The sequence below is a fragment of the Streptomyces sp. NPDC090021 genome (assembly GCF_044748225.1).
Lineage (GTDB): Bacteria > Actinomycetota > Actinomycetes > Streptomycetales > Streptomycetaceae > Streptomyces.
Genome location: NZ_JBIVFO010000006.1, coordinates 153,777 through 179,092 on the forward strand (window position 1 = coordinate 153,777; position 25,316 = coordinate 179,092).

Consider the following 25,316-nt stretch of genomic DNA (forward strand, 5'->3'; position numbering starts at 1 on the left):
GGCCCTTCCGCGTGGCTGCGGGGCGGTCCCCGCAAGGCCGCCGGAGCTTGCGCTCCGAGCGAACAGTTCGGGAAGCGGGATGGCGTTGTCCGACCTGCGCGTTAGGGTCCATGAATACGAGGGCACGTGAGTACCCGGGTGCCGGCGGACCCGTCCGCTCCGGCTCGACCGCGCCCCAGAACGAAACGCTGAGACGGCACATGGCCGTCGGAGACGAGCAGGTGGATACGTGACGAATCTGAAGCCTTACGCCGCGGGTGAGCCGTCCATCGGTGGCGGCCTCGGCGACCATGTCTACAACCGGCTGCTCGGCGAGCGCATCATCTTCCTCGGCCAGCAGGTCGACGACGACATCGCCAACAAGATCACCGCGCAGCTCCTGCTCCTGGCCGCCGAGCCGGAGAAGGACATCTACCTCTACATCAACAGCCCCGGTGGCTCCGTGACCGCCGGCATGGCCGTCTACGACACCATGCAGTTCATCCCGAACGACGTCGTCACCATCGGTATGGGCATGGCGGCCTCGATGGGCCAGTTCCTGCTCACCGGCGGCGCCAAGGGCAAGCGCTTCGCCCTGCCGAACACCGACATCCTGATGCACCAGGGCTCCGCCGGCATCGGCGGCACCGCGTCGGACATCAAGATCCAGGCTCAGTACCTGCTGCGCACCAAGCAGCGGATGGCCGAGATCACCGCGTTCCACTCGGGCCAGACCGTCGAGGCGATCATCCGCGACGGCGACCGCGACCGCTGGTTCACCGCCGAGGAGGCCAAGGACTACGGCCTCATCGACGAGATCATCTCGGCCGCGTCCAACGCACCGGGCGGCGGCGGCACCGGGGCCTGATCCCGGTAGGCACCGTCAGTACCCCAGCAGCCGACAGCCCGCAGAACGCCACCAGGATGGTGAACACCCAGATGCAGAACAACTTCTCCGCGAGCTCCGCGAGCGGCCTCTACTCCGGCCCGCAGGTGGACAACCGCTACGTCATCCCGCGCTTCGTCGAGCGCACCTCGCAGGGCGTGCGCGAGTACGACCCGTACGCGAAGCTCTTCGAGGAGCGCGTGATCTTCCTCGGCGTGCAGATCGACGACGCCTCGGCCAACGACGTCATGGCGCAGCTGCTGTGCCTGGAGTCGATGGACCCGGACCGCGACATCTCGATCTACATCAACAGCCCCGGTGGCTCCTTCACCGCGCTGACGGCGATCTACGACACGATGCAGTTCGTGAAGCCGGACATCCAGACGGTCTGCATGGGCCAGGCGGCCTCCGCCGCCGCGGTTCTGCTCGCCGCCGGTACGCCGGGCAAGCGCATGGCCCTGCCGAACGCCCGCGTGCTGATCCACCAGCCCTCCGGCGGCACCGGCCGTGAGCAGCTCTCGGACCTCGAGATCGCGGCCAACGAGATCCTGCGCATGCGCGACCAGCTGGAGACCATGCTGGCCAAGCACTCGACCACGCCGATCGAGAAGATCCGCGACGACATCGAGCGCGACAAGATCCTGACGGCCGAGGACGCCCTCGCGTACGGCCTGATCGACCAGATCATCTCCACCCGCAAGAGCACCAAGCTCTGACCCTTGCCGTCAGTTGGCGCGGGCACACCACCGGATTCGGCGATGTGAACCACGTCAAGGGGGCCCCGCGCGGGGCCCCCGGCAAGGTACCGTCGGATATGAGGCACCAGGAGCGCTGAACCAGGCGTCTCCCAGGCGAAGGGGAAGCACCTCGTGGCACGCATCGGTGACGGCGGCGACCTGCTCAAGTGCTCGTTCTGCGGAAAGAGCCAGAAGCAGGTGAAGAAGCTCATCGCAGGACCCGGTGTGTACATCTGCGACGAGTGCATCGACCTCTGCAACGAGATCATCGAAGAGGAACTCGCGGAGACCTCCGAGGTCCGGTGGGAGGAGCTCCCCAAGCCCCGTGAGATCTACGAGTTCCTGGAGAGCTACGTCGTCGGCCAGGAGCCGGCGAAGAAGGCGCTCTCGGTAGCGGTCTACAACCACTACAAGCGGGTCCAGGCCGGCGAGAACGGCGGCGCGCAGGGCCGCGAGGACGCGATCGAGCTCGCGAAGTCCAACATCCTGCTGCTGGGCCCCACGGGCTCCGGCAAGACGCTCCTCGCGCAGACGCTCGCCCGCATGCTGAACGTCCCGTTCGCCATCGCCGACGCGACGGCGCTGACGGAGGCCGGGTACGTCGGCGAGGACGTCGAGAACATCCTGCTGAAGCTGATCCAGGCCGCCGACTACGACGTCAAGAAGGCCGAGACCGGGATCATCTACATCGACGAGATCGACAAGGTCGCCCGCAAGAGCGAGAATCCGTCGATCACGCGCGACGTGAGCGGTGAGGGCGTCCAGCAGGCTCTCCTGAAGATCCTTGAGGGCACGACGGCCTCCGTGCCGCCGCAGGGCGGGCGCAAGCACCCGCACCAGGAGTTCATCCAGATCGACACGACGAACGTGCTCTTCATCGTGGGCGGTGCCTTCGCCGGCCTGGAGAAGATCATCGAGTCGCGTGCGGGCGCCAAGGGCATCGGTTTCGGGGCGACGATCCGCTCGAAGCGCGAGATCGAGGCCAGCGACCAGTTCCAGGAGGTCATGCCGGAGGACCTGGTGAAGTTCGGGATGATCCCCGAGTTCATCGGCCGTCTCCCCGTCATCACCTCGGTCCACAACCTGGACCGCGAGGCCCTGCTCCAGATCCTCATCGAGCCGCGCAACGCGCTGGTGAAGCAGTACCAGCGGCTGTTCGAACTCGACGGTGTCGAGCTGGACTTCGAGCGCGAGGCGCTGGAGGCCATCGCGGACCAGGCGATCCTGCGCCAGACGGGCGCGCGGGGCCTGCGCGCCATCATGGAAGAGGTCCTGATGTCGGTGATGTACGAGGTCCCGTCCCGCAAGGACGTGGCCCGGGTCGTCATCACCGCCGACGTGGTCCGCTCCAACGTCAACCCGACGCTGGTCCCGCGGATCGTCCCGAAGGACCAGGGCCCGCACGAGAAGTCGGCCTAGCCGCACGGCAGTACGCAGGAGGGCCGATTTCAGCCAGTTGGCTGGGATCGGCCCTCCTGCGTGTGGAGATCAGCCAAGAAGGCATGCATGTAGGTCGTAAGTTCGATTTTGTGTTGAGTTCGCATTCCTCGGTGACTTGACTACCGGTTGGTAGGAAACAACCCGCAAGGAGTACGTAGATGAGCAAGGTGCGACGGATCATCGGGATGGCGGCGGCAACGGCGATGGCGGGTGCGCTTCCTGTGCTCGCAGCGTCACCCGCGCAGGCCACGTCCGGGGACTGCCAGAACTACATGCGGAATCTGGGCTACATCGTGGGCAACGGAGTCATCGGTGCTTGCGATCTCGGCGAGCGGGGCTTCATCGGCCAGCAAGGTTGTTTCGCCCAGATGATCCAGCTGGGTGTGAAGTACGACGACAGCACTGAGGCGTGCTATCAGGCGGCACGTGACTGATGTTGTGACCCAAGGGCCCAGCTCGCGTGCTGGGCCCTTGCTGCATCAGGCCTTGGTGCGGCTCGTGTTGTAGAGCTTCGCCGTCAGCGCGGCCACCTCCTCGAGAGTGCCGCTGCTGCCCCCGAGTACGAGCGCGGCGGGGTCGGCGGCGTTGATGCCGACCAGCGTCGAGTGGTCTGCCCAGGCACACGAGGGGATCTCCATGTCCTTGGGCGTCTTGCCCGTGGTGGGCTTGATGCTGATCATCTTGATGTTGGCGCACTTCATCACAGCGCCCTTGAACCCCTCCGGAGTGAACGCCTCAGGGGTGCCGACCAGTTCGTACTTGAAACCGAGCTTCTCGGTCTCCTTGTTGTTCTGGCCGATGCCGGCGTAGTAGCCGTCGACCGCCTTCTCCGGGTCTGCGATGTCGCCCCACAGGCCGTTGGCCGCGAGCTGCTTGCCCTTCCCGTCCGTACCCACCTGGTACTTGGCGGTCGAGTTGTGCCCGTTCTGCACGCCAAGAGCCTCGGCCTTGGTCTTGCCCTCGCCCGTGACCGGGGCGTCCGCCGGGGGAGCGCCCGCGGTGTCCGGAGCCTTCTGGTATTTGTCGACCGAGGCGGGGAAGGCGAGCTTGTAGCCCTTGGTGTCGTCCGAGATGGCGCTGCCGCTGCCCAGGAGGTACCAGCCGCCGCCTGCGATCACCGCTACGGCCACCACCACGCCGATGATCAGGCCCGCCTTGGACTTCTTCGGGGGCTCGCCGCCGTACGGGGCCTGCTGCGGGTAGCCGTAGCCGGGCTGCGGGGGCTGCTGGGGGTAGCCCTGCGGGGGGACGTCCGGCTGCTGCGGGTAGCCGTAGCCGGGCTGCGGGGGCGCCGGCTGTCCGTACGGACCCGGCTGGGCCGGCTGGCCGTAGGGGCCGGGCTGCGGGGGCTGGCCGTACGGGCCGGGCGGCGGCGGGGGCTGCTGACCGTACGGTCCAGGCTGCTGAGGCTGCTGTCCGTACGGCCCCGGCTGGTTGTAGCTCATCCCGCGTCCCCCTCTGAGGTTGCTTATGCGTTCCTCACATCCTGACGGAAGGCGAAGCGTCCCAGGGCGCCGGGCCCCTCCGGAACCGGTTTCATGACTGGACTGTTACGGCCCTAAACTGAGCCCCGTGACCGAGAACACGCAGACACCCAGCAGCCCCGACTCCGAACTGCCGACCGCCTACAAGCCGGCCGACGTAGAGGGGAAGCTCTACGAGCGCTGGGTAGAGCGTGGCTACTTCACGGCCGATGCCGCGAGCGAGAAGCCCCCGTACACCATCGTCATCCCGCCGCCGAACGTCACCGGCTCCCTCCACCTGGGCCACGCCTTCCAGCACACGCTCATGGACGCCCTCACACGCCGCAAGCGCATGCAGGGCCACGAGTCGCTGTGGCTGCCCGGCATGGACCACGCGGGCATCGCCACCCAGAACAAGGTCGAGCAGCAGCTCGCCGAGGAGGGCAAGTCCCGCCACGACCTGGGCCGCGAGGAGTTCGTCGAGCGCGTCTGGCAGTGGAAGGAAGAGTACGGCGGCAAGATCCTCGGCCAGATGCGCCGCCTCGGCGACGGCGTCGACTGGTCCCGCGAGCGCTTCACCATGGACGAGGGCCTGTCCAAGGCCGTCCAGACCATCTTCAAGAAGCTCTTCGACGACGGCCTGATCTACCGCGCCGAGCGCATCATCAACTGGTGCCCCCGCTGCCTGACGGCCATCTCCGACATCGAGGTGGAGTACCAGGAGGACGCGGGCGAGCTCGTCTCCATCCAGTACGGGGAGGGCGAGGACACCCTCGTCGTCGCCACCACCCGCGCCGAGACGATGCTCGGCGACACCGCCATCGCCGTCCACCCGGACGACGAGCGCTACCGGCACCTGGTCGGCAAGCTCATCAAGCTCCCGCTGACCGACCGTTCGATCCCGGTCGTCGCGGACACCCACGTCGACCCCGAGTTCGGCACCGGCTGTGTCAAGGTGACGCCCGCCCACGACCCCAACGACTTCGCCATCGGGCAGCGCCACAACCTGCCCAACATGACGATCATGGACGAGCACGGCATCATCACCGTCCACGGCCCCTTCCTCGGCCTGGACCGCTACGAGGCCCGTTCCGCGGTCGTCGGCGCCCTGCGCCAGCAGGGCCGCATCGTCGCGGAGAAGCGTCCGTACCTGCACTCCGTCGGACACTGCTCGCGCTGCAGCACCACCGTCGAGCCGCGCCTGTCGCTGCAGTGGTGGGTCAAGGTCGAGACCCTTGCCAAGGCCGCGGGTGACGCGGTCCGCGACGGCCGCGTCGCGATCCACCCGCAGGAGATGGAGAAGCGCTACTTCGACTGGGTCGACAACCTCAACGACTGGTGCATCTCGCGCCAGCTGTGGTGGGGCCACCGCATCCCGGTCTGGTACGGCCCGGAGGGCGAGGTCGTCTGCCTCGGCCCCGACGACGAGATGCCCACCGGTGAGGGCTGGACGCAGGACACCGACGTCCTGGACACCTGGTTCTCCTCCGGCCTGTGGCCGTTCTCCACGCTCGGCTGGCCGGAGAAGACCCCGGACCTGGAGAAGTTCTACTCCACCGACGTCCTGCTCACCGGCCACGACATCATCTTCTTCTGGGTCGCCCGGATGATGATGTTCGGCCTGTACGCCATGGACGGCCAGGCGCCGTTCAAGACGATCGCGCTGACCGGCCTGGTCCGCGACGAGCGCGGCAAGAAGATGTCGAAGTCCTTCGGCAACGTCGTCGACCCGCTGGACTGGATGGACAAGTACGGCTCCGACGCCGTCCGGTTCACCCTGGCCAAGGGTGCCAACCCCGGCACCGACGTCCCGATCGGCGAGGACTGGGTGCAGGCGTCCAGCAAGTTCGCCAACAAGATCTGGAACGCCACGCGCTTCGCGCTGATGAACGGCGCCACGATCGAGGGCGAGCTGCCGCCGGCCGAGCAGCTGTCGGCCACCGACCGCTGGATCCTCTCCCGCCTCAACAAGACGGTCGCGCAGGTCGACGCGTACTACGAGGACTTCCAGTTCTCGAAGCTCAGCGAGGCGCTGTACCACTTCGCGTGGGACGAGGTCTTCGACTGGTACGTCGAGCTGTCGAAGACGACCTTCTTCGCGGGCGGCGAGCAGGCCAAGGTCTCCAGCCGGGTCCTCGGTGAGGTCATCGACGTCATGCTGCGCCTGCTGCACCCGGTGGTCCCGTTCGTCACCGAGACGCTGTGGACCACGCTGACCGGCGGCGAGTCCCTCGTGATCGCCGACTGGCCGAAGGACAGCGGTTTCCGCGACGAGGCCGCCGAGACCGAGATCGGAAACGTCCAGAACCTCGTCCGTGAGGTCCGCCGCTTCCGCAAGGAGCAGGGCCTCGACGACAAGCAGAAGGTCCCGGCCCGTCTCGACCTGTCCGGTACGGCGCTGGCCGCGCACGAGGCGGCCATCCGCCAGGTGCTGCGCCTCCAGCCGGAGGGCGACGACTTCAGCGCCTCCGCGACCCTCCCGGTCGGCGGCGCCACGGTCGCGCTCGACCTGTCGGGCACCATCGACGTGGACGCCGAGCGCAAGCGCCTCACCAAGGACCTCGGCGCCGCCGAGAAGGAGAAGCAGCAGGCCGAGGCGAAGCTCGGGAACGAGGCCTTCCTGGCCAAGGCCCCCGACAACGTCGTGGACAAGATCAAGGGCCGGCTGGCCAAGGCCGAGGCGGACATCGCCCGGATCCAGGCCCAGCTGGAGACGCTGCCCACCGCGTAGCCCCTCGTAGGGAGGGCTCGTACGAGGGCCCCGTACGGGGCGAAGGCCCCCGCGCACCGGATCACCGGTGGCGGGGGCCTTCGCCGTACGGGGAGGGGCCTCACAGCAGCCGGTCGCCGAACTCCGCCACCACCAGCCCCGTCACCACCGCGTACCCCGCCAGCGGTACCAGCCAGTGGGGGAGCGTCCGCGTCGTTCCCGGCGTCCCTGTCGTTCCCGTCGTCATTCCTCCGAGGCTAGGAGCGGGGGCGGGGACCGCGGCAGGGCGCAAGGTCGCGGGTCGCCGGGACCTCCGACCCTGTCCGAAGTGCCCTAAATCACTGCGTTCACCTGTCGGCCGGAACTCATCCGCCGCACCGACCACGGATGATGGAGGGCATGCACGTCAAGCCCCTCGCCCCGGTGTTCCACCGGTGCGTGGCCGCCGGCCGTCGGCTGACCGGCACCTGGGCCGGTACCCCGCGGGCCGTCGACGTGCTCACCGCGCTGGGCTGCCTCGGGCTGATGGCCCTCGACCTGCCGGGCCTCGCCGCCGCCGACAACTCGCTGAGCGGGCCCACCGCAGCCGTTGTGCTCGCCCTGGGCTGCACGACCCTGCTGGTGCGCCGCCGGCTGCCCTGGATCTCGTACCTGTCCGCGCTGCTCTTCATCGGATGGCTCCACGAGCTGACCCTGATCCAGTTCGCGCTCTACTCGGTCGGCCGCTTCCGGGGGCGCCGGGCGGGGATCCTGGCAACGCTCGGGTACATCGCCTTCGCGCTGGTCATGTTCCGGGTGCCGGGCTGGCCCGAGCCCCCGGGGCGGACGCTCAGCGGCTTCCTCGGCATCGTCGTGCCGATCGGCGCCCTGGCCTCCGCGGTGGGGATCGCCGCCTACCGCCACGACCTGGTGCGGGAACTCACCGCCCGGCGGGCCGAGTCCGCCGTGTTCCAGGCCGTCCAGCAGGAACGCACCTCCGTCGCCCGCGACGTGCACGACTTCGTCGGGCGGGAGCTGACCCTGCTGACGGTGCGTTCGGAGGTGCTGTCGGTACGGGCGCGCGGGAGCGCGCACGCGAAGGACTTCGAGGAGCTGGCCGACACCGCGCGCCGGGCCCATCTGGTGCTCAACGAGATCATCGTGCAGCGGGGCGAGAGGCCCTCGACCCCGGGGGTGGACGGGCTGGCGGCGCTCGCGGAGGAGAGTGGCCGGGCCGGTTCGCCCGTCCGGCTGGCCATGGACGAGGACGTGCACGGGCTGTCGCCGCTGCGGCAGGCGGCGGTCTACCGGGTGGTGCAGGAGTGCCTGACCAACGCCGCCAAGCACGCGCACGGGGAGACCATCGAGGTGTCGATCGCGGCGGACGGCCCGAGCCTGCGGATCGCCGTCAGCAACGCCCTGCCGGCCCGGGGTCCGGGCCGGGCCCCCGTATCGGCGGGATCCGGCACGGCGAGCATGTCCGAGCGTGTCCGCAGCCTCGGCGGCTCCCTGACGGCGACCCGTACGGACGACACCTACGAGGTCGTCGCCACGCTCCCGCGGGGTTAGGGCGTGTTTTGAAAGTAGCGCCGGGCGCCCGAAGGGCGTGGCTCACGGCGTCTGGTGCCGTGCATCGCAAGGCGGAGGGGCGCCCTTGTACTGGACGTACTTGGGCGAACCCGACAACGCGGCGAGGTGCGGTGCCAGGCGTCGTGAGCCAGGCGGGACTTTCAGAACACGCGCTAGGGCCTGTATTGAGTTGCCCCGTGGAGCAAGGAGCGGCGTTCGGTGCGTGCCCTCGGCGTGCGGGACGAATATCCTCGTAGCGGAGCTACTAGGACATTCGGCTCGTGCGCCGAGGGTGCGTGCCGGGCGTCGCGACGCCGCGGGGCAACTCAATACAGGCCCTAGACGCGGGTCAGGCGCGCGCGGGGGTGAGCAGGCCGCCCAGCGCGTCCAGGTCCTCCACGCAGCGGCCGGAGCCCAGGGCCACGCAGTCCAGCGGGTCGTCGGCGACGAAGACCGGGATGCCGGTGGCGGAGGCCATGCGCAGGTCCAGGCCGGGGAGCAGGGCGCCGCCGCCGGTCAGGACGATCCCGTGCTCCATGACGTCGCCGGACAGCTCCGGCGGGCATTCCTCCAGCGTGCCGCGGACCGCCGCGATGATCGCCCCGACCGGTTCGTCGAGGGCGGCGCGCACGTCGGCCGCGCCCAACGGATACGTCTTGGGCATGCCGCCGACCCTCTCCCGGCCGCGCACGGTGAAGGTCGCCGTCTCCAGCTCGGGCCGGTCCGGCACCGGCCAGGCCGAGCCGATGGCCAGCTTGGCCTGCTCGGCGGTGCGCTCGCCGATGAGCAGCGAGTGCTCCTTGCGCACGTGGTCGATGATGGCCGCGTCGAGCCGGTCGCCGCCGACGCGCAGCGACCGGGAGGTGACGATGCCGCCGAGGGAGATGACGGCTACCTCGGTGGTGCCGCCGCCGATGTCCACGACCATGGAGCCGCGGGCCTCCGCCACGGGCAGTCCGGCCCCGATCGCCGCGGCCATCGGCTCCTCGATCAGGTGAACGGCCCGGGCGCCGGCCCGGGTGGAGGCGTTGACGATGGCCCGGCGTTCGACCGGGGTGACGCCGGAGGGTACGCAGATCACCATCCGGGTGCGGGTCCGCCGGCCGGGGACCACCTTGCGCACGAAGTGCCGGATCATCTCCTCGGCGGCCTCGTAGTCGCAGATCACACCGTCCTTGAGGGGACGGATCGCGGTGATCGAGCCGGGGGTGCGGCCGATGGTCTCCTTGGCGTCCGCCCCGACGGCCAGGGCGCTGGTGGTGCCCGCCCTGACGGCGACCACGGACGGCTCATTGAGGACGATCCCGTGCCCCCGCGCGTAGACGAGGGTGTTCGCGGTTCCCAGGTCGATCCCTATGTCGCGGCTGGAAGCTGTCTTGTTGGTACTGGCCTGCGGCATTTGCTCCCCTATCTGCTGCTCGCAAGGCTTGCATAACGATCAGGTCGCTCCCGGCGTCGAAGGTCCCGAAACGGCCGGGGCGAAAGTCCTCCGGGCCGCCGTCCGTAGACTGGCCCTGTGAGTGACCAGCAGCCCGAGAACCCCGACCGACACGACCACGACGACCTCGCCGGCGCCTTCGACGAGTTCGACCAGATCGTGGCGGAAGAGTCCGACCGCGACCCCGACCTGGCGGTGATCGAGGCCGGCAGCCGCACCCTGCGCGCCCACGCCGGACCGCCCCAGGGCGACCCGGTGCCCGCCCGGCCCGTCGACCCCGAGGTCGCCCGGGCGCTGCTGGAGGTGGAGCAGGAGCTCTCGACCCGCTGGGGCGAGACCAAGCTGGAGCCCTCGGTGTCGCGGATCGCGGCGCTGATGGACGTACTGGGCGAGCCGCAGCGCGCGTACCCCTCCATCCACGTCACCGGGACCAACGGCAAGACCAGCACGGCCCGCATGATCGAGGCCCTGCTGAACGCCTTCGAGCTGCGCACCGGCCGCTACACGAGCCCGCACGTGCAGTCGATCACCGAGCGGATCAGCCTCGACGGGGCGCCGATCGAGGCCGAGCGCTTCGTGGAGACGTACCACGACATCAAGCCGTACGTGGAGATGGTCGACGCCGCGGAGGAGTTCCGGCTGTCCTTCTTCGAGGTGCTGACCGGGATGGCCTACGCGGCCTTCGCGGACGCCCCGGTGGACGTGGCCGTGGTCGAGGTCGGCATGGGCGGTAGCTGGGACGCGACCAACGTCATCGACGGCTCCGTCGCCGTGGTCACCCCGATCAGCCTGGACCACACCGACCGGCTCGGCTCCACGCCCGGTGAGATCGCCGTGGAGAAGGGCGGCATCATCAAGCAGGACGCCACCGTCATCCTGGCGCAGCAGCCGGTGGACGCGGCGCAGGTGCTGCTGAAGAAGGCCGTCGAGGTGGACGCGACGGTGGCCCGCGAGGGCATGGAGTTCGGCGTCGTCTCGCGCGAGGTCGCGGTCGGCGGGCAGCAGCTGACGCTGCGCGGCGTGGGCGGTGAGTACGACGGCGTCTTCCTGCCGCTGTACGGCGCCCACATGGCGCACAACGCGGCGGTGGCCCTCGCCGCGGTCGAGGCCTTCTTCGGGGTCGGCGGGCAGCACGCCCGGGTGCTGGATGTGGACACCGTGCGGAAGGCCTTCGCGTCGGTGACCTCGCCGGGCCGCATGGAGGTCGTGCGGCGCAGCCCGACGGTGATCCTGGACGCGGCGCACAACCCGGCGGGCGCGGCGGTCACCGCGGAGGCGGTCACCGAGGCGTTCGGCTTCAGCCGGCTCATCGGCGTCGTGGCGGCGAGCGAGGACAAGGACGTGCGCGGGGTGCTGGAGGCCTTTGAGCCGATCTTCGCGGAGGTCGTGGTCACGCAGAACTCCAGCCACCGGTCGATGGGCGCCGACGATCTGGCGGCCGTGGCCGTCGAGGTCTTCGGCACGGACCGGGTGCAGGTGGAGCCGCGGCTGGACGACGCCCTGGAGGCGGCGATCACCCTGGCCGAGGAAGAGGCCGAGTACGGAGGGGCCGGGGTCCTGGTGACCGGTTCCGTGATCACGGTGGGCGAGGCCCGCCTGCTGCTGAAGAGGGGCTGAGGATGCGCACGCTGTGTGCGAGCACGCTGATCGGTGAGTTTTTCGTGATCGGCTTCGCGGGACTCGTCGCCATGAAGGACCCGGACCTGACCCAGGCCACGGTCTGGACGGTGTGCGGGATCGCGATGCTGCTGTCGGTGCTGCTGTGCGGCATGCTGTCGCGTCCCGGGGCCGTCCAGCTGGGCTGGGCCCTGCAGATCGGTCTCGTCGCGAGCGGGTTCGTCGTCCCGACGATGTTCTTCCTCGGAGCGGTCTTCGCCTGCCTGTGGTGGTGCTCCGTGCACTACGGCCGGAAGATCGACTCGATCAAGGCGCGCTGGGCCGCCGCACAGGAGGCTCCCGCGGCGTCTGCGGCGTCCGGAGCACCCGACACGGCCTGAGGGATCCCCGGGCGGCCCGCGCCGCCCGTACCGTCCGCGCCGTCCGCGCCACCCGTACCGCTCGGGCCGTCCGCGCCACCCGGGCCGCCCGTACCGTCCGCGCGGCCCGAGCCACCCGGCCGCCCGGGCCGCCCGTACGGCCTGGGCCGCCCGTACCGTCCGCGCCGCCCGGATCCCCCGGGCCGCCCGTACCGCCCGGCCGCCCCGGCCGCTCGTACCGCCGGAGCACCCGGACTGCCGGACCGCCCCGGACGGCCCTGTAGATTCGCCCTACCGCACCCGTATGCCGCAAGGAGCCGCACCATGACCCAGCGCACCCTCGTCCTGCTCAAGCCCGACGCCGTCCGTCGTGGCCTGGTCGGCGAGATCATCGGCCGCATCGAGCGGAAGGCCGGCTGGACCATTCCCGCACTGGAGCTGCGCACGCTCGACCAGGAGACCCTGGAGGCGCACTACGGCGAGCACAAGGGCAAGCCGTTCTACGAGCCGCTGATGGGCTTCATGTCCAGCGGTCCGATCGTGGCCCTGGTCGTCGAAGGGGAACGCGTGATCGAGGGTGTCCGCCAGCTGGCCGGACCCACCGACCCGATCGCGGCGGCGCCCGGCTCCATCCGGGGTGACTTCGGCACCATCACCCGTGAGAACCTGATCCACGCCTCGGACTCGGAGGAGTCCGCCGAGCGTGAGCTGAAGCTGTTCTTCCCCGCACTCTGATCAGTCTTTTCTGACGAGACATCAGCCGAATAGCGCTCATGACCTGGGGCGACCGAAGTAATTTCGGTCGCCCCCAGGTAATTCCGGGCCCGAGCGGGAACGCCTGGGCAGGACACGTCGTCACCACTGAGGGGGCGGGTATCCATTCCGGCGGGATTGCCGGAGTCCCGTCGCGCGGTGTCCGCACCCCGGCACTACGATGGGGCCTCCACCCACACACCCACCTCGCCGACCTGACAGCAGCCGCTATCAACTGGAAGGCCAGACGCTCCTCATGGGGAACAAGGGGAACAACATGTCGTTCATCGGCCGTGACATGGCGATCGACCTCGGGACCGCCAACACGCTGGTGTACGTGAGGGGCCGGGGGATCGTCCTGAACGAGCCGTCCGTGGTCGCCATCAACACGAACACCGGTGGCATCCTGGCGGTCGGCTCCGAGGCGAAGAAGATGATCGGGCGCACGCCCGGCAACATCGTCGCCGTACGGCCCCTCAAGGACGGCGTGATCGCCGACTTCGAGATCACCGAGCGTATGCTCCGGTACTTCATCCTCAAGATCCACAAGCGCCGCTACCTGGCCCGCCCGCGCGTCGTGGTCTGCGTTCCCTCCGGCATCACCGGAGTCGAGCGCCGCGCGGTCATCGAGGCGTCCACGCAGGCCGGCGCCCGCCAGGTGCACATCATCGAAGAGCCCATGGCCGCCGCCATCGGCTCGGGCCTGCCCGTCCACGAGGCCACCGGCAACATGGTCGTGGACATCGGCGGCGGCACCACCGAGGTCGCCGTCATCTCCCTCGGCGGAATCGTCACGGCGCAGTCCATCCGGGTGGCCGGTGACGAGCTTGACAACGCGATCATCCAGCACATCAAGAAGGAGTACTCGCTCCTCCTCGGTGAGCGGACGGCCGAACAGATCAAGATCACCATCGGCTCGGCGTACGACCTCGACAAGGACGAGCACACCGAGATCCGCGGCCGGGACCTGGTCTCGGGCCTGCCCAAGACGGTCGTCATCTCGGCCGCCGAGGTCCGCAAGGCCATCGAGGAGCCCGTCAACTCCATCGTCGACGCGGTCAAGACCACGCTCGACAAGTGCCCGCCCGAGCTCTCCGGCGACATCATGGACCGCGGCATCGTCCTGACCGGTGGCGGCGCCCTGCTCCGCGGCCTCGACGAGCGGCTGCGCCGGGAGACCGGCATGCCGATCCACATCGCCGAGGACCCGCTCGACTCCGTCGCCCTCGGCTCCGGCAAGTGCGTCGAGGAGTTCGAGGCCCTCCAGCAGGTCCTGGACGCGCAGCCCCGTCGCTGACGACACCCCTCCCGGTCGGGGAGAGGCTCAGCGGAACACAAGGATCCGCCGTACGGGTGCTACCGGGCCCGTACGGCGGATCGTTGATATACAGGCAAAAGAGAATTCCGACGAGGAAGGCACGGCCGCCGCACGTGAGGGACACACGAGAAAGCCGGCTGCTCCTGGTGCTTCTGATCGCCATCGCGTTCGCGTTGATCACGGTGGACATCAGGGCGGGCGAGGAGTCACCGGTCGACGGTGCCCGGCAGGCCGCCGCAGCGGTCTTCGGGCCGGTCGAGGAAGGTGTGGCGACCGCGGTCGATCCGGTCGCCAACGCCATAGGGGCCGTACGGGACTCCGGGGAGCGCCACAACCGCATCGCCACGCTGGAGCGGGAGAACGCCGCCCTCAAGGCCAAGCTCGGCAGCGAGGACCGGACGCGCAGCCGCATCCACGAGCTCGACGAGATGCTCAAGCGGGCCGGCGCCGGACAGTACGGCATCAAGGGCGCCGAGGTCATCGCCATAGGAGCGGCCCAGGGCTTCTCCTGGACCGTCACCATCGACGCCGGCAGCAAGGACGGCATCGAGCGCGACATGACCGTCCTCAACGGCGACGGACTCGTCGGCCGGGTCACCACCGTCGGCCCCACCACCTCCACCGTCGTCCTCGCCAACGACCCCGACTTCACCGTCGGCACGCGCCTGGAGAAGACCGGCGAACTCGGTTTCGCCACCGGCCGGGGCGACCGGGCCCTGTCCGTCCAGATGCTCAACGGCAAGGCCAAGGTCAGTCCCGGCGACCGGCTCGTCACCTTCGGCTCGCACGGGAACAAGCCCTTCGTGCCCGGCGTCCCGATCGGCGAGGTGGTCAAGGTCGACCCCTCGCGCGGCGACCTGACCCGCACCGTCTGGGTGCGTCCGTTCGTCGGCTTCTCGCGACTGGACATCGTCGGCGTCGTGGTGATGCCGCCGCGCGAGGACCCGCGCGACGCCGTCCTGCCGCCCAAGCCCGAGGCCCCCAAGCCCATCCCGACGGTCACGGTCACGGTCACCCCGTCCGGGTCCGCCAGCCGGCTCGCCCAGCCGGCCGACGACTAGGAGCCGACCCCGCATGCGCTTCAACCGGATCCTGCTCTCGGCCACCCTCGTCGTGGTCGCCCTCGTTATCCAGGTCACCGTCCTGGGCCGGCTCCAACTGCCCGGCGCCGTACCCGACCTGCTGCTCCTCACCGTCGTCTCCCTCGCACTGGTGTACGGGCACGTCAGTGGTGCGCTCATCGGCTTCGGTGCCGGACTCCTCGCCGACCTGGCGCCGCCCGCCGACCACGCGGCCGGGCGCTACGCGCTCGTCCTGTGCGTCATCGGCTACGTCGCCGGCCTGGTCCGCCCCGACGGCGGGCGGTTCCGCTCCGCCTGGGGCCCGATGCTGACCGTCGTCGCCGCCGCGATCGGCTCCACCCTGCTCTACGCGGGCGTCGGCGCCCTCGTCGGCGACACCGCCGCCCGGCACGTGGGCCTGACCGGGCTGGTGTTCACCGCCACCCTCTACGACCTGCTGCTCGCGCCCTTCACCGTGCCGTGGATCATGGCGCTGGCCCGGCGCGCCGAGAACGACCCGATGGCCGTCGAGGCCGGCGGCGGCCCCGCGGGCAAGGCCGCCGACGTCTCCGCCGGCTGGCTGGCCGGCGGCACCGGACTGCGCATCGGCAGCCAGCGCGGCGGCCTGCGCCTGAAGACCGCGCGGTCCCGCGCCAACAAGGCCGTCCGCATAAAGGGCGTCAAGCCCGCCAAGGGTGTGAAGAGCGTCAAGAAGCTGTGAGGGAGGAGCAGACGTGACCAACGTCCCGGAGACCGGCCGCACCTCCCGGGTGCAGATCAGGCTCGTCATCATGCAGGTCCTCGTCTTCTCGATGCTCATCACCCTCGGCGGCCGGCTCTGGTTCCTCCAGATCCGCAACGGCGCCGAGTACTACCACGAGGCCAAGAGCAACCACGTCCAGCGGGTCGTCCAGCCCGCCGTGCGCGGCTCGATCCTCGACGCCCGCGGGGTCCCGCTCGCCGACAACGAGACCCGCCTGGTCGTCTCCGCCAGCCGCACCGCGCTGATGAAGATGAAGGACAAGGGCAAGGGCGTCATGACCCGCCTCGCCGGCGTCCTGGACATGACCCCCAAGGAGGTCATGGACAAGGTCCGGCTCTGCGACTCCCAGACGCCCAAGCCCTGCTGGAACGGCTCCCCCTACCAGCCGATCCCGGTCACCCTCGAAGCCACCACCCAGCAGGCGCTGCAACTGCGCGAACGCCCGGAGGAGTACCCCGGCATCACCGCCGAGCCCACCGCCGTCCGCCGCTACCCGGCCCCCGGCGGAGCCCGCACCGCGCAGGTGCTCGGCTATCTCTCGCCCGTCACCGACGACGAGATCCAGAAGGCCAAGGACACCGACTCCCCGCACCTGCGCTCCGACCAGGTCGGCCGCTCCGGCATCGAGCGCACCTACGACCGGCAGCTGCGCGGCAAGGCGCAGGTCACCTCGTACGAGGTCGACAACCTCGGCCGGGTCATGGGGCAGACCAAGTCCGACCCGGGGGTCGCCGGGTCCACCCTCGTCACCAGCATCGACGCCCGGGTCCAGGCCGTCGCCGAGTTCGAGCTCCAGCAGGCGATGAAGGTCGTCCGCAACGAGACCGACAACATCACCGGCCGCAAGTACGAGGCCGACTCGGGCGCCGTCGTCGTCATGGAGGGCAGGACCGGCCGCATCATCGCGATGGCCTCCCAGCCCGACTACGACCCCAACGCCTGGGTCGGCGGCATCTCCGCCGCCGACTACGCCAAGCTCACCAGCAAGAGCTCCAACTACCCGCTGCTCAACCGCGGCATCCAGGGCATGGCCCCCGCCGGCTCCATCTTCAAGGTGGTCTCCGCGAGCGCCGCCGTCCGGGCCGGATACAAGTTCAACGACAAGTACAACTGCAGCAGCTCCTACAGTCTCGGCGGCCGCAGCTTCGCGAACTTCGAGTCCAGGGGGCACGGCCCCATCACCCTGGGCGAGGCCCTCAAGTTCTCCTGCAACACCGTCTTCTACGCCCTCGGACACAAGGAGTGGCAGCGCGACGGCGGCCTCAGCCCCAAGAAGGACGCCCACGACTGGTTCTACCGGACCGCCCGGGAGTTCGGGCTCGGCTCCGAGACCGGGATCGACCTGCCCAACGAGGTCAAGGGCCGCATCCCCGACCGCCAGTGGAAGCAGAGCTTCTGGGCGGCCAACAAGAACTCCTGGTGCAAGCAGGGCAAGCGGGGCGGCACCTACGTCGAGCAGATCGCCTACGAGAGCTGCCTGGAGGGCAACCAGCTCAAGGCCTACGACAGCATCAACTTCGCCATCGGGCAGGGCGACGTCCTCGTCACCCCCATCCAGATGGCCACTGCCTACTCCGCCATCAGCAACGGCGGCACCCTCTACAACCCCACCGTCGGCAAGGCCGTGATCAGCCCCGACGGCAAGCACATCGAGATGATCGAGCCCCAGTCCCACGGCAGGCTCCCCATCAGCGCCCAGACCGTCGCCGACCTCGACAAGGGCCTGCGCATGGTCGTCGAGCCCGGCGGCACCGCCGCGTGGCGCTTCGGCGGCTGGCCCCAGGACAAGATCCCGATGCACGCGAAGACCGGTACCGCCCAGGTGTACGGCAAGCAGACCACCTCGTGGCTCGCGACCTACACCAAGGACTTCACGATCGTCATGACGATCTCCCAGGGCGGCACCGGCTCCGGAGCCTCGGGCCCCGCCGTACGCAACCTCTACAACGCCCTCTACGGTCTGACCATGGACGGGAAGCAGGACCCGAAGAGGGCCCTGCTGCCGGCCCCGGAGACGAAACTGCCCAGGATCAACCCCGACGGTTCCATCGATTCCCCCGAGATCCGGCCGTACGTACCGCCGTCCCCGGAGGAACTGCAACCGCCGGCGCTCGCCGGGCCTCCCCCGACACGGCACGACTGAGGACCCCATACCGACATGCCAACCGCCAACAAGTTCTCCGTCTCCCGGTACGCGCCCGAGCGCGGCCCGATGGCCAGGCTCACCGCCCGCGACTCCGTGCTGCGCCGGCTCGACTGGCCGATCCTGCTCTCCTCGCTCGCCCTGTCCTTCCTCGGCGCCCTGCTCGTGTGGTCGGCGACCCGCAACAGGACCACCCTGAACCAGGGCGACCCCTACTACTTCCTCGCCCGGCACGCCCTGAACACCGGCATCGGCCTGGTGCTGATGATCGGTACCGTCTGGCTCGGCCACCGCACCCTGCGCGGAGCCGTGCCCGTCCTCTACGGGCTCTCGCTCGTGCTCATCCTCGCCGTGCTCACCCCGCTCGGGGCCACCATCAACGGCGCCCACGCGTGGATCGTCATCGGCGGCGGATTCTCGCTCCAGCCCTCCGAGTTCGTGAAGATCACGATCATCCTGGTCATGGCGATGCTCCTCGCCACCCGCGTGGACGCGGGCGACCTCGCCCATCCCGACCACCGCACGGTCGTCAAGGCGCTCTGCCTGGCCGCCGCCCCGATGGGCATCGTCATGCTGATGCCCGACCTCGGCTCCGTCATGGTCATGGTCGTCATCGTGCTCGGCGTACTGCTCGCCTCCGGGGCCTCCAACCGCTGGGTGATCGGCCTCCTCGCCTCCGGAGTGGGCGGATCCGTCCTGATATGGCAGCTCGGCGTCCTCGACGAGTACCAGATCAACCGCTTCGCGGCCTTCGCCAACCCCGAGCTCGACCCCGCCGGCGTCGGCTACAACACCAACCAGGCACGCATCGCGATCGGCTCCGGCGGCCTGACCGGCTCCGGGCTCTTCAAGGGCTCGCAGACCACCGGCCAGTTCGTGCCCGAGCAGCAGACCGACTTCGTCTTCACCGTGGCCGGCGAGGAGCTCGGTTTCGTCGGCGCCGGACTGATCCTCGTGCTGCTGGGCGTCATCCTCTGGCGGGCCTGCGTGATCGCCCGGGAGACCACCGAGCTCTACGGGACCATCGTGTGCGCCGGGATCATCGCCTGGTTCGCCTTCCAGTCCTTCGAGAACATCGGGATGACCCTGGGCATCATGCCCGTGGCCGGACTGCCGCTGCCGTTCGTGTCCTACGGAGGCTCGTCGATGTTCGCCGTGTGGATAGCGGTCGGACTCCTCCAGTCGATCAAGGTCCAGCGACCATTGTCAGCCTGAAGTTCCGTTCATCCTGCAGAGGTGTTCCGTTCAGGTCTAAGTTCGGTACATGGCGGACACAAAGCGCGAGATCGAGCGGAAATTCGAGTTCTCCAAGGCCAAATCTGCCCGGCGCGGGGTGCCGGACCTGACGGGGACGGCCGCGATCGCGGCCGTCACCGACCAGGGCACCGTCGACCTCGACGCCGTCTACTACGACACCCCCGACCAGCGGCTCGCCGCCGACGGTCTCACCCTCCGGCGCAGAACGGGCGGCGCGGACGAGGGCTGGCACCTCAAACTGCCCGTCTCCCCGGGGGTACGCGACGAGGTCGGGGCCGAGCTCAGCGACACCGTCCCGCCCGCGCTCGCCGCCCTCATCCGCTCCCGCGTCCGTGACGCCGGACTCACGCCGCAGGTCCGGCTGGTCTCCTCGCGCCGCGTCAGCCACCTGCTGGACGCCGACGGAGCGCTCCTCGCCGAACTGAGCACCGACGAGGTCCTGGCCGAGCGCGGCGACACCACCGCAGGGTGGACCGAGGTCGAGGTGGAACTCGCCGACGGCGTCGACCCCGACCTGCTCGACGCCGTCGAGAAGACCTTCCGTAAATCCGGGCTCAAGGTCTCCGACGCCCCCTCGAAGCTCGCCCGCGCCCTCGCCGAGACCGACGCCGAACCCCCGGCCCGGCCCTCCGGCGGCGGACCCGGGGGCACCGCCGGCGCGCACGTCGTCGCGTACCTGGCCGAGCAGCGCGACGCCCTCGTCGCCCAGGACCCCGCCGTACGCCGCAACCTGCCGGACTCCGTCCACCAGATGCGGGTCGCCACCCGCCGGCTGCGCAGCGTCTTCAAGACGTACCGCAAGGTCCTGGACCGCGAGGTCACCGACCCGATCGGCGAGGAACTGCGCTGGCTGGCCGCCGAACTCGGCGTCGACCGCGACCAGGAGGTCCTGATGGAGCGCCTCCAGGCCCACCTCGCCGAACTGCCGCGCCCCCTGCTGACCGGCCCGGTCCGCAGCCGGCTGCGGACGTGGAACACCGCCCGGCGCTCCGGATCGCGCCGCAGGGCCCTGGCCGCGCTGGACAGCGACCGCTACGTCGCCCTGCTGAACGCCCTGGACACCTTGCTGGACGCGCCCCCGCTGCTGGGCGGTGCCGCCGAGTCCCCGAAGAAGGTCCTCCCCAAGGCCGTGCTCCGCGACTACGCGCGCCTCGCCACCCGCATCGACAGCGCCCTCGCCCTGGGCGAGGGCAAGGAACGGGATCTGGCCCTGCACGAGGCGCGCAAGGCGGCCAAGCGCGTCCGGTACGCGGCGGAGTCGGCCGAGCCCGAACTCGGCAAGCCGGCGAAACACCTGGCCAAGGCCGTGAAGAAGGTCCAGACCCTGCTCGGTGACCACCAGGACAGCGTGGTGGCCCGCGAAGCCCTGCGCGGCCTCGCGGCCCAGGCCGCCGACGCGGGGGAGCCGGCCTTCACCTGGGGCGTGCTCTACGGCCGCGAGGAGGCCCTGGCCGAGCGGCGCGAACGGGAGCTTCCGGACATCTGGGCGAAGGCATCGGCCCCGGCCCTGCGCACGGCCCTGTAGTGATCACGCGGGTGGGGGCGGCTGAGCCGTCGGGGTACGCTAGATAGCTGCCCCCTGCCCGCTTCACGAAAGTCGCGTGATGACCGAGTCGGTCTTCCCTCAGCTTGAGGCCCTGCTTCCGCACGTGCAGAAGCCCATCCAGTACGTCGGCGGTGAACTCAACTCCACGGTGAAGCCGTGGGAGAGCTGCGACGTCCGCTGGGCGCTCATGTACCCGGACGCATACGAAGTCGGGCTGCCCAACCAGGGCGTCATGATCCTCTACGAGGTGCTCAACGAACGCGAGGGCGTCCTGGCCGAGCGCACCTACAGCGTGTGGCCGGACCTCGAAGAGCTGATGCGCGAGCACAACGTGCCCCAGTTCACCGTGGACAGCCACCGCCCCGTCTCCGCCTTCGACGTGTTCGGCCTGTCCTTCTCCACGGAGCTGGGCTACACCAACATGCTCACGGCACTGGACCTGGCGGGCATCCCGCTGGAGGCCAGGAACCGCACGGTGGACCACCCGATCGTCCTCGCGGGCGGTCACGCGGCCTTCAACCCGGAGCCGATCGCGGAGTTCATCGACTGCGCGGTCATCGGCGACGGCGAGCAGGCCGTCCTGGACATGACCGAGATCATCCGCACCTGGAAGGCCGAGGGCAGGCCCGGCGGGCGCGAAGAGGTCCTCCTGCGTCTGGCCAAGACCGGCAACGTCTACGTACCGGGCTTCTACGACGTCGAGTACCTGCCGGACGGCCGCATCGGCCGCGTCATCCCCAACCGCTCCGGCGTGCCGTGGCGCGTGTCCAAGCACACCGTCATGGACCTCGACGAGTGGCCGTACCCCAAGCAGCCCCTGGTCCCGCTCGCCGAGACCGTCCACGAGCGCATGTCCGTGGAGATCTTCCGCGGCTGCACCCGCGGCTGCCGTTTCTGCCAGGCCGGCATGATCACGCGCCCCGTGCGGGAGCGAAGCATCACCGGCATCGGCGAGATGGTGGAGAAGGGCCTCAAGGCCACGGGCTTCGAAGAGGTCGGTCTCCTCTCCCTCTCCTCGGCGGACCACACGGAGATCGCCGACATCGCCAAGGGCCTCGCGGACCGCTACTCGGACGACAAGGTGGGCCTGTCGCTCCCGTCGACCCGCGTCGACGCCTTCAACGTGGACCTGGCCAACGAGCTGACCCGCAACGGTCGCCGCTCCGGCCTGACCTTCGCCCCCGAGGGCGGCTCCGAGCGCATGCGCAAGGTCATCAACAAGATGGTCTCGGAGGAGGACCTGATCCGGACCGTCGCCACCGCCTACGGCAACGGCTGGCGCCAGGTGAAGCTGTACTTCATGTGCGGCCTGCCCACCGAGACCGACGAGGACGTGCTCCAGATCGGCGACATGGCGGTCAACGTCATCGCCAAGGGCCGCGAGGTCTCCGGCCAGAACGACATCCGCTGCACGGTGTCGATCGGCGGCTTCGTGCCCAAGCCGCACACCCCGTTCCAGTGGGCGCCGCAGCTGTCGGCCGAGGAGACGGACGCCCGCCTGGGCAAGCTCCGCGACAAGATCCGCGGCGACAAGAAGTACGGCCGTTCCATCGGCTTCCGCTACCACGACGGCAAGCCCGGCATCGTCGAGGGCCTCCTCTCCCGCGGCGACCGCCGCATCGGTGACGTGATCCGCGCCGTGTACGAGTCGGGCGGCCGCTTCGACGGCTGGCGCGAGCACTTCAGCTACGACCGCTGGATGGAGGCCGCGGAGAAGACGCTGCCCGCCTACGGCGTGGACGTGGCCTGGTACACCACGCGCGAGCGCACCTACGAGGAGGTCCTGCCCTGGGACCACCTGGACTCCGGCCTCGACAAGGACTGGCTCTGGGAGGACTGGCAGGACGCCCTCGACGAGACCGAGGTCGACGACTGCCGCTGGACCCCCTGCTTCGACTGCGGCGTCTGTCCTCAGCTCGGCCTGGACATCCAGATCGGCCCGACCGGCAAGAAGCTGCTGCCGCTGTCGGTCGTCAACAAGTAGAAGTGCCCGCTGCGTCGGCCCCGTCCATTGAGGACGGGGCCGACTGCGTCAACGGACCAGGTCGGGGAAGGCGTCCGGTTTGATGATCAGGCGCTCCTCGGCATCGGAGGGGACGTCGAGTTCCAGCCCGACTTCCGGCGCCCTGGTCCTGGGGATCTTCGTGCGCCTGACCCGGCAGGTGATCCCGGCCCGCCGCAGGTCGTCGCTCATGACCTCCTGCCCCTCCCGTTCCCAGCGGTCGCCGAGGGTCTCCCCGCTCACTTCGATGACCCAATGTGGTTCGGTCCCTTGAGGGCCGGCCCCGCCGCGCACGTACCTCCGTGTGCGTACCGGCTGCGCACCCAGTGCGGATATGACGCGGGCGCGGAGCGCCCGGTAGACGGCATCCGGTTCGGGGGCGCCCAAGCCGCCGCTCGGGCAGTTCCGGCAGCGCAGGTAGGCGTAGGTGCGGCCCTGAACCGCGCTCCGCTGGACAGTCATGTTCGTGCCGCAGTCCGTGCAGACCAGAACCCCGAGGAACGAGGTCGCCCCGGACGCGCTGCGATGGGGCTGCGATTTCCTCCGCTGGTCGAGGGCGGACTGAAGCATTCGCCATTCGCCCTCCGTGAAGATGGGCTCAGCCACGCGGACAGGGAGGCCGTCCCTGTCACGGACGATCTTGGACCGGCGAACACCGCCGTCCTTTTCCTCGACGACCCGGAGCCCCATCAGCGCCGGGTTCCGCAACCGCCTCAGCAACGTGCTGGCCGTCCACTGCCCGCCGCCACCGGTGGGGACCCCACCGCGGTTGAGCACCGTGGCCATGCGACGAGCCGAGACTCCTCGCAGCGCTGCGTCGCGGCACCACCCCAACACGCGTCGTGCCTGCGGCTCGATGACCAGCTTTCCGCCGCCGTCGGTCACGTACCCGTAGGGCGGCTTTCCCACGAGCCAGTCCGACTGCGTTCTGGCGTAGTTCCAGAGACTCGTCACGCGTGCGCTCGTGCTACCCGTCTCGATCGCTGCCAGAGCGCCGATGAGCTCTGCGGCGGCCTGTCCGCGCGGGGTGGACAGGTCTATGACATCGTGCTTCGAGACCAGGTTCTTCCCATGGGCCGAACACCAATCGATCATGGTGCTGAGGTCGGTCACCCGCCGGACGAAACGGTCCATCTTCCAGAAGAGGATCACATCGAAGTCGGGTGCGCGGTCGTTCAGCCAGCATCCGAGTTCCTTGCGCCGCCAGGGCGGGACCCGGGTGGCCGAGACGTTCAGGTCCCTTGCGACACCCACGACACGCAAACCCTTTTCCTGGGCCAAAGCGCGCAGTTCGAGCTCTTGGCGCACTGGCGACGTGGTGTCCGCGGTGAGAGCCGAGAGGCGCACCGATATCAGGGCGCGCGGGGCGTCCGGAGGAAGTGCATTCTCCGCAAGCAGGAACTCATCGAGCAACCGCACGTCGGGCTCCCTCCAGTGGAGGCCCGCTGCGAACGTTCCTTGCTTTCCGTTCATGGGTGTCTTCACGCCGTGACGAACGACAGGTTCCGATGTTGGTTGTGGGTGTGTCGGTTTCTGGTCTCAGACGGCTACGCATTCACATCGGCCCGTGGCGACGTAGCGGGTGAGTAACCCTTGGGTCACGAGAGGCCCCCGAGAATCCGCCACGGGTGGGGTCTCCGTCGTGTCCTTGACGGCATGGACATGGACGAACGGCCTCTCGCCGACGGTGGCGACGGGTGCCTGGTGGGAGTCATCAGGATCCCCGTGAAGATCGTCGCCGTACTCGTCGTACTGCCCGTACGAGTGGTGTGGGAACTGCTGGTCGCCGCGGGCCGGGCCGTGCACCGGCACGTGCTCACGCCTGTCGGGCACGGCCTCGCCTGGCTCGTGGTGGCTCTGTACCGGTACCTGCTGAAGCCGGTCGGGCTGGGGCTCGCGTGGCTGGCCGCCGGTCTGTACCGGTACGTGCTCACCCAGGTCGGGCAGGTCCTGCTCTGGGCCTGGCACGTGGCCGGGCGGATCCTCGGGGCCCTGTGGCGCGGACTCAAGCTGGTCGGCTGGGTGCTGGTCGGTGGCCCGCCTCCCGGGTGTACCGGCACGTGCTCACCCCGGTGGGACACGCCGTGCGCGAGGTCTGGCGGACCGGCCGCGCCGCGGTCCGCGAGGCACGCGCCACCGTGCGCCGCGCGGTCTTCGGTACTCCTCCCGGGGAACCGGCGAGGTCACGGGCGCGTACTCTGGGTAGTACGACAGCCGCCGACGCGGCACCCGCTGACGAGATCTCCCTGCCCCGACGGCAGGGGTGAGCCGGAGCGGGTCGACAGACCTCAGGGCG

General features: G+C 69.6%; 20 protein-coding genes. 16 read left to right on the forward strand and 4 right to left on the reverse strand.

Going from position 1 to position 25,316, the window contains the following annotated elements; translation table 11 throughout:
* The first annotated feature begins 229 nt into the window (after positions 1–229).
* From ACIPXC_RS06460 to ACIPXC_RS06475, 4 genes are all read left to right on the forward strand, one after another.
* Positions 230–847 carry an ATP-dependent Clp protease proteolytic subunit gene (locus tag ACIPXC_RS06460; RefSeq protein WP_030008567.1) on the forward strand — a complete coding sequence of 206 codons (618 nt, stop codon included), beginning with the start codon at positions 230–232 and terminating at the stop codon, positions 845–847.
* 56 nt (positions 848–903) lie between these two features.
* Positions 904–1,581, forward strand: coding sequence for an ATP-dependent Clp protease proteolytic subunit (locus tag ACIPXC_RS06465; protein WP_030760910.1), 678 nt, complete (start codon positions 904–906; stop codon positions 1,579–1,581).
* A gap of 153 nt (positions 1,582–1,734) precedes the next feature.
* A complete protein-coding gene (gene clpX / locus ACIPXC_RS06470) occupies positions 1,735–3,021 on the forward strand; it encodes an ATP-dependent Clp protease ATP-binding subunit ClpX (RefSeq protein WP_030840753.1) in 1,287 nt (428 codons plus the stop codon).
* Positions 3,022–3,200: 179 nt separating this feature from the next.
* Entirely contained in the window at positions 3,201–3,476 is a 276-nt protein-coding gene (locus ACIPXC_RS06475) for a hypothetical protein (RefSeq protein WP_401614097.1), read from the forward strand.
* A gap of 45 nt (positions 3,477–3,521) precedes the next feature.
* On the opposite strand, the gene ACIPXC_RS06480 is transcribed toward ACIPXC_RS06475, so the two are convergent.
* On the reverse strand, positions 3,522–4,487 hold the full coding sequence (locus tag ACIPXC_RS06480; RefSeq protein ID WP_401614099.1) for a hypothetical protein: 966 nt from the start codon (positions 4,485–4,487) through the stop codon (positions 3,522–3,524).
* A 127-nt stretch (positions 4,488–4,614) separates the two neighbouring features.
* Here ACIPXC_RS06480 and ACIPXC_RS06485 point away from each other — a divergent pair, with 127 nt between their 5' ends.
* Positions 4,615–7,236, forward strand: a complete 2,622-nt coding sequence (locus ACIPXC_RS06485) for a valine--tRNA ligase (protein ID WP_401614101.1) — start codon at positions 4,615–4,617, stop codon at positions 7,234–7,236.
* A 100-nt stretch (positions 7,237–7,336) separates the two neighbouring features.
* Here ACIPXC_RS06485 and ACIPXC_RS06490 read toward each other — a convergent pair whose 3' ends face one another.
* Positions 7,337–7,462: a hypothetical protein gene (locus ACIPXC_RS06490; RefSeq protein WP_401614103.1), complete on the reverse strand. Its 126-nt coding sequence runs from the start codon at positions 7,460–7,462 to the stop codon at positions 7,337–7,339.
* 152 nt (positions 7,463–7,614) lie between these two features.
* Between ACIPXC_RS06490 and ACIPXC_RS06495 the strand changes: the two genes are divergently transcribed.
* Positions 7,615–8,763 (forward strand): sensor histidine kinase, encoded by a 1,149-nt coding sequence (locus ACIPXC_RS06495; RefSeq protein ID WP_401614105.1) that lies wholly within the window; start codon positions 7,615–7,617, stop codon positions 8,761–8,763.
* Positions 8,764–9,112: 349 nt separating this feature from the next.
* Here the strand turns inward: ACIPXC_RS06495 and ACIPXC_RS06500 are convergent, their stop codons facing one another.
* Positions 9,113–10,162 (reverse strand): rod shape-determining protein, encoded by a 1,050-nt coding sequence (locus tag ACIPXC_RS06500; protein ID WP_401614107.1) that lies wholly within the window; start codon positions 10,160–10,162, stop codon positions 9,113–9,115.
* Positions 10,163–10,279: 117 nt separating this feature from the next.
* Here ACIPXC_RS06500 and ACIPXC_RS06505 point away from each other — a divergent pair, with 117 nt between their 5' ends.
* From ACIPXC_RS06505 to ACIPXC_RS06550, 10 genes are all read left to right on the forward strand, one after another.
* On the forward strand, positions 10,280–11,818 hold the full coding sequence (locus ACIPXC_RS06505) for a bifunctional folylpolyglutamate synthase/dihydrofolate synthase (protein ID WP_401614109.1): 1,539 nt from the start codon (positions 10,280–10,282) through the stop codon (positions 11,816–11,818).
* Positions 11,819–11,820: 2 nt separating this feature from the next.
* The gene (locus tag ACIPXC_RS06510; RefSeq protein WP_401614111.1) at positions 11,821–12,198 is read left to right on the forward strand and encodes a DUF4233 domain-containing protein; all 378 of its coding nucleotides are present in this window, start codon (positions 11,821–11,823) and stop codon (positions 12,196–12,198) included.
* Positions 12,199–12,501: 303 nt separating this feature from the next.
* Positions 12,502–12,912: a nucleoside-diphosphate kinase gene (gene ndk / locus ACIPXC_RS06515; protein WP_046774906.1), complete on the forward strand. Its 411-nt coding sequence runs from the start codon at positions 12,502–12,504 to the stop codon at positions 12,910–12,912.
* A 295-nt stretch (positions 12,913–13,207) separates the two neighbouring features.
* Positions 13,208–14,227 (forward strand): rod shape-determining protein, encoded by a 1,020-nt coding sequence (locus ACIPXC_RS06520; RefSeq protein WP_030008578.1) that lies wholly within the window; start codon positions 13,208–13,210, stop codon positions 14,225–14,227.
* 134 nt (positions 14,228–14,361) lie between these two features.
* Positions 14,362–15,309 carry a rod shape-determining protein MreC gene (gene mreC, locus ACIPXC_RS06525; RefSeq protein ID WP_401614113.1) on the forward strand — a complete coding sequence of 316 codons (948 nt, stop codon included), beginning with the start codon at positions 14,362–14,364 and terminating at the stop codon, positions 15,307–15,309.
* A 13-nt stretch (positions 15,310–15,322) separates the two neighbouring features.
* Positions 15,323–16,030, forward strand: a complete 708-nt coding sequence (gene mreD, locus ACIPXC_RS06530; protein WP_400744038.1) for a rod shape-determining protein MreD — start codon at positions 15,323–15,325, stop codon at positions 16,028–16,030.
* Between the two features lie 13 nt (positions 16,031–16,043).
* Entirely contained in the window at positions 16,044–18,215 is a 2,172-nt protein-coding gene (gene mrdA, locus ACIPXC_RS06535) for a penicillin-binding protein 2 (RefSeq protein ID WP_401614115.1), read from the forward strand.
* Positions 18,216–18,230: 15 nt separating this feature from the next.
* Positions 18,231–19,430, forward strand: a complete 1,200-nt coding sequence (gene rodA, locus ACIPXC_RS06540; protein WP_401614117.1) for a rod shape-determining protein RodA — start codon at positions 18,231–18,233, stop codon at positions 19,428–19,430.
* Positions 19,431–19,479: 49 nt separating this feature from the next.
* Positions 19,480–20,997: a CHAD domain-containing protein gene (locus ACIPXC_RS06545; protein ID WP_401614119.1), complete on the forward strand. Its 1,518-nt coding sequence runs from the start codon at positions 19,480–19,482 to the stop codon at positions 20,995–20,997.
* A 76-nt stretch (positions 20,998–21,073) separates the two neighbouring features.
* Positions 21,074–23,002, forward strand: coding sequence for a TIGR03960 family B12-binding radical SAM protein (locus ACIPXC_RS06550; RefSeq protein ID WP_401614121.1), 1,929 nt, complete (start codon positions 21,074–21,076; stop codon positions 23,000–23,002).
* 48 nt (positions 23,003–23,050) lie between these two features.
* Here ACIPXC_RS06550 and ACIPXC_RS06555 read toward each other — a convergent pair whose 3' ends face one another.
* Positions 23,051–24,439, reverse strand: a complete 1,389-nt coding sequence (locus ACIPXC_RS06555) for a recombinase family protein (RefSeq protein WP_401614123.1) — start codon at positions 24,437–24,439, stop codon at positions 23,051–23,053.
* Positions 24,440–25,316: the final 877 nt, after the last annotated feature.

Coding starts and splice junctions, on each gene's coding strand:
- ACIPXC_RS06465 (WP_030760910.1), top strand. CDS start 904: ATGGTGAACACCCAGATGCAGAACAACTTCTCCGCGAGCTCCGCGAGC.
- ACIPXC_RS06475 (WP_401614097.1), top strand. CDS start 3,201: ATGAGCAAGGTGCGACGGATCATCGGGATGGCGGCGGCAACGGCGATG.
- ACIPXC_RS06480 (WP_401614099.1), bottom strand. CDS start 4,487: ATGAGCTACAACCAGCCGGGGCCGTACGGACAGCAGCCTCAGCAGCCT.
- ACIPXC_RS06490 (WP_401614103.1), bottom strand. CDS start 7,462: ATGACGACGGGAACGACAGGGACGCCGGGAACGACGCGGACGCTCCCC.
- ACIPXC_RS06495 (WP_401614105.1), top strand. CDS start 7,615: ATGCACGTCAAGCCCCTCGCCCCGGTGTTCCACCGGTGCGTGGCCGCC.
- ACIPXC_RS06500 (WP_401614107.1), bottom strand. CDS start 10,162: ATGCCGCAGGCCAGTACCAACAAGACAGCTTCCAGCCGCGACATAGGG.
- ACIPXC_RS06510 (WP_401614111.1), top strand. CDS start 11,821: ATGCGCACGCTGTGTGCGAGCACGCTGATCGGTGAGTTTTTCGTGATC.
- ndk (WP_046774906.1), top strand. CDS start 12,502: ATGACCCAGCGCACCCTCGTCCTGCTCAAGCCCGACGCCGTCCGTCGT.
- ACIPXC_RS06520 (WP_030008578.1), top strand. CDS start 13,208: ATGTCGTTCATCGGCCGTGACATGGCGATCGACCTCGGGACCGCCAAC.
- mreD (WP_400744038.1), top strand. CDS start 15,323: ATGCGCTTCAACCGGATCCTGCTCTCGGCCACCCTCGTCGTGGTCGCC.
- rodA (WP_401614117.1), top strand. CDS start 18,231: ATGCCAACCGCCAACAAGTTCTCCGTCTCCCGGTACGCGCCCGAGCGC.
- ACIPXC_RS06545 (WP_401614119.1), top strand. CDS start 19,480: ATGGCGGACACAAAGCGCGAGATCGAGCGGAAATTCGAGTTCTCCAAG.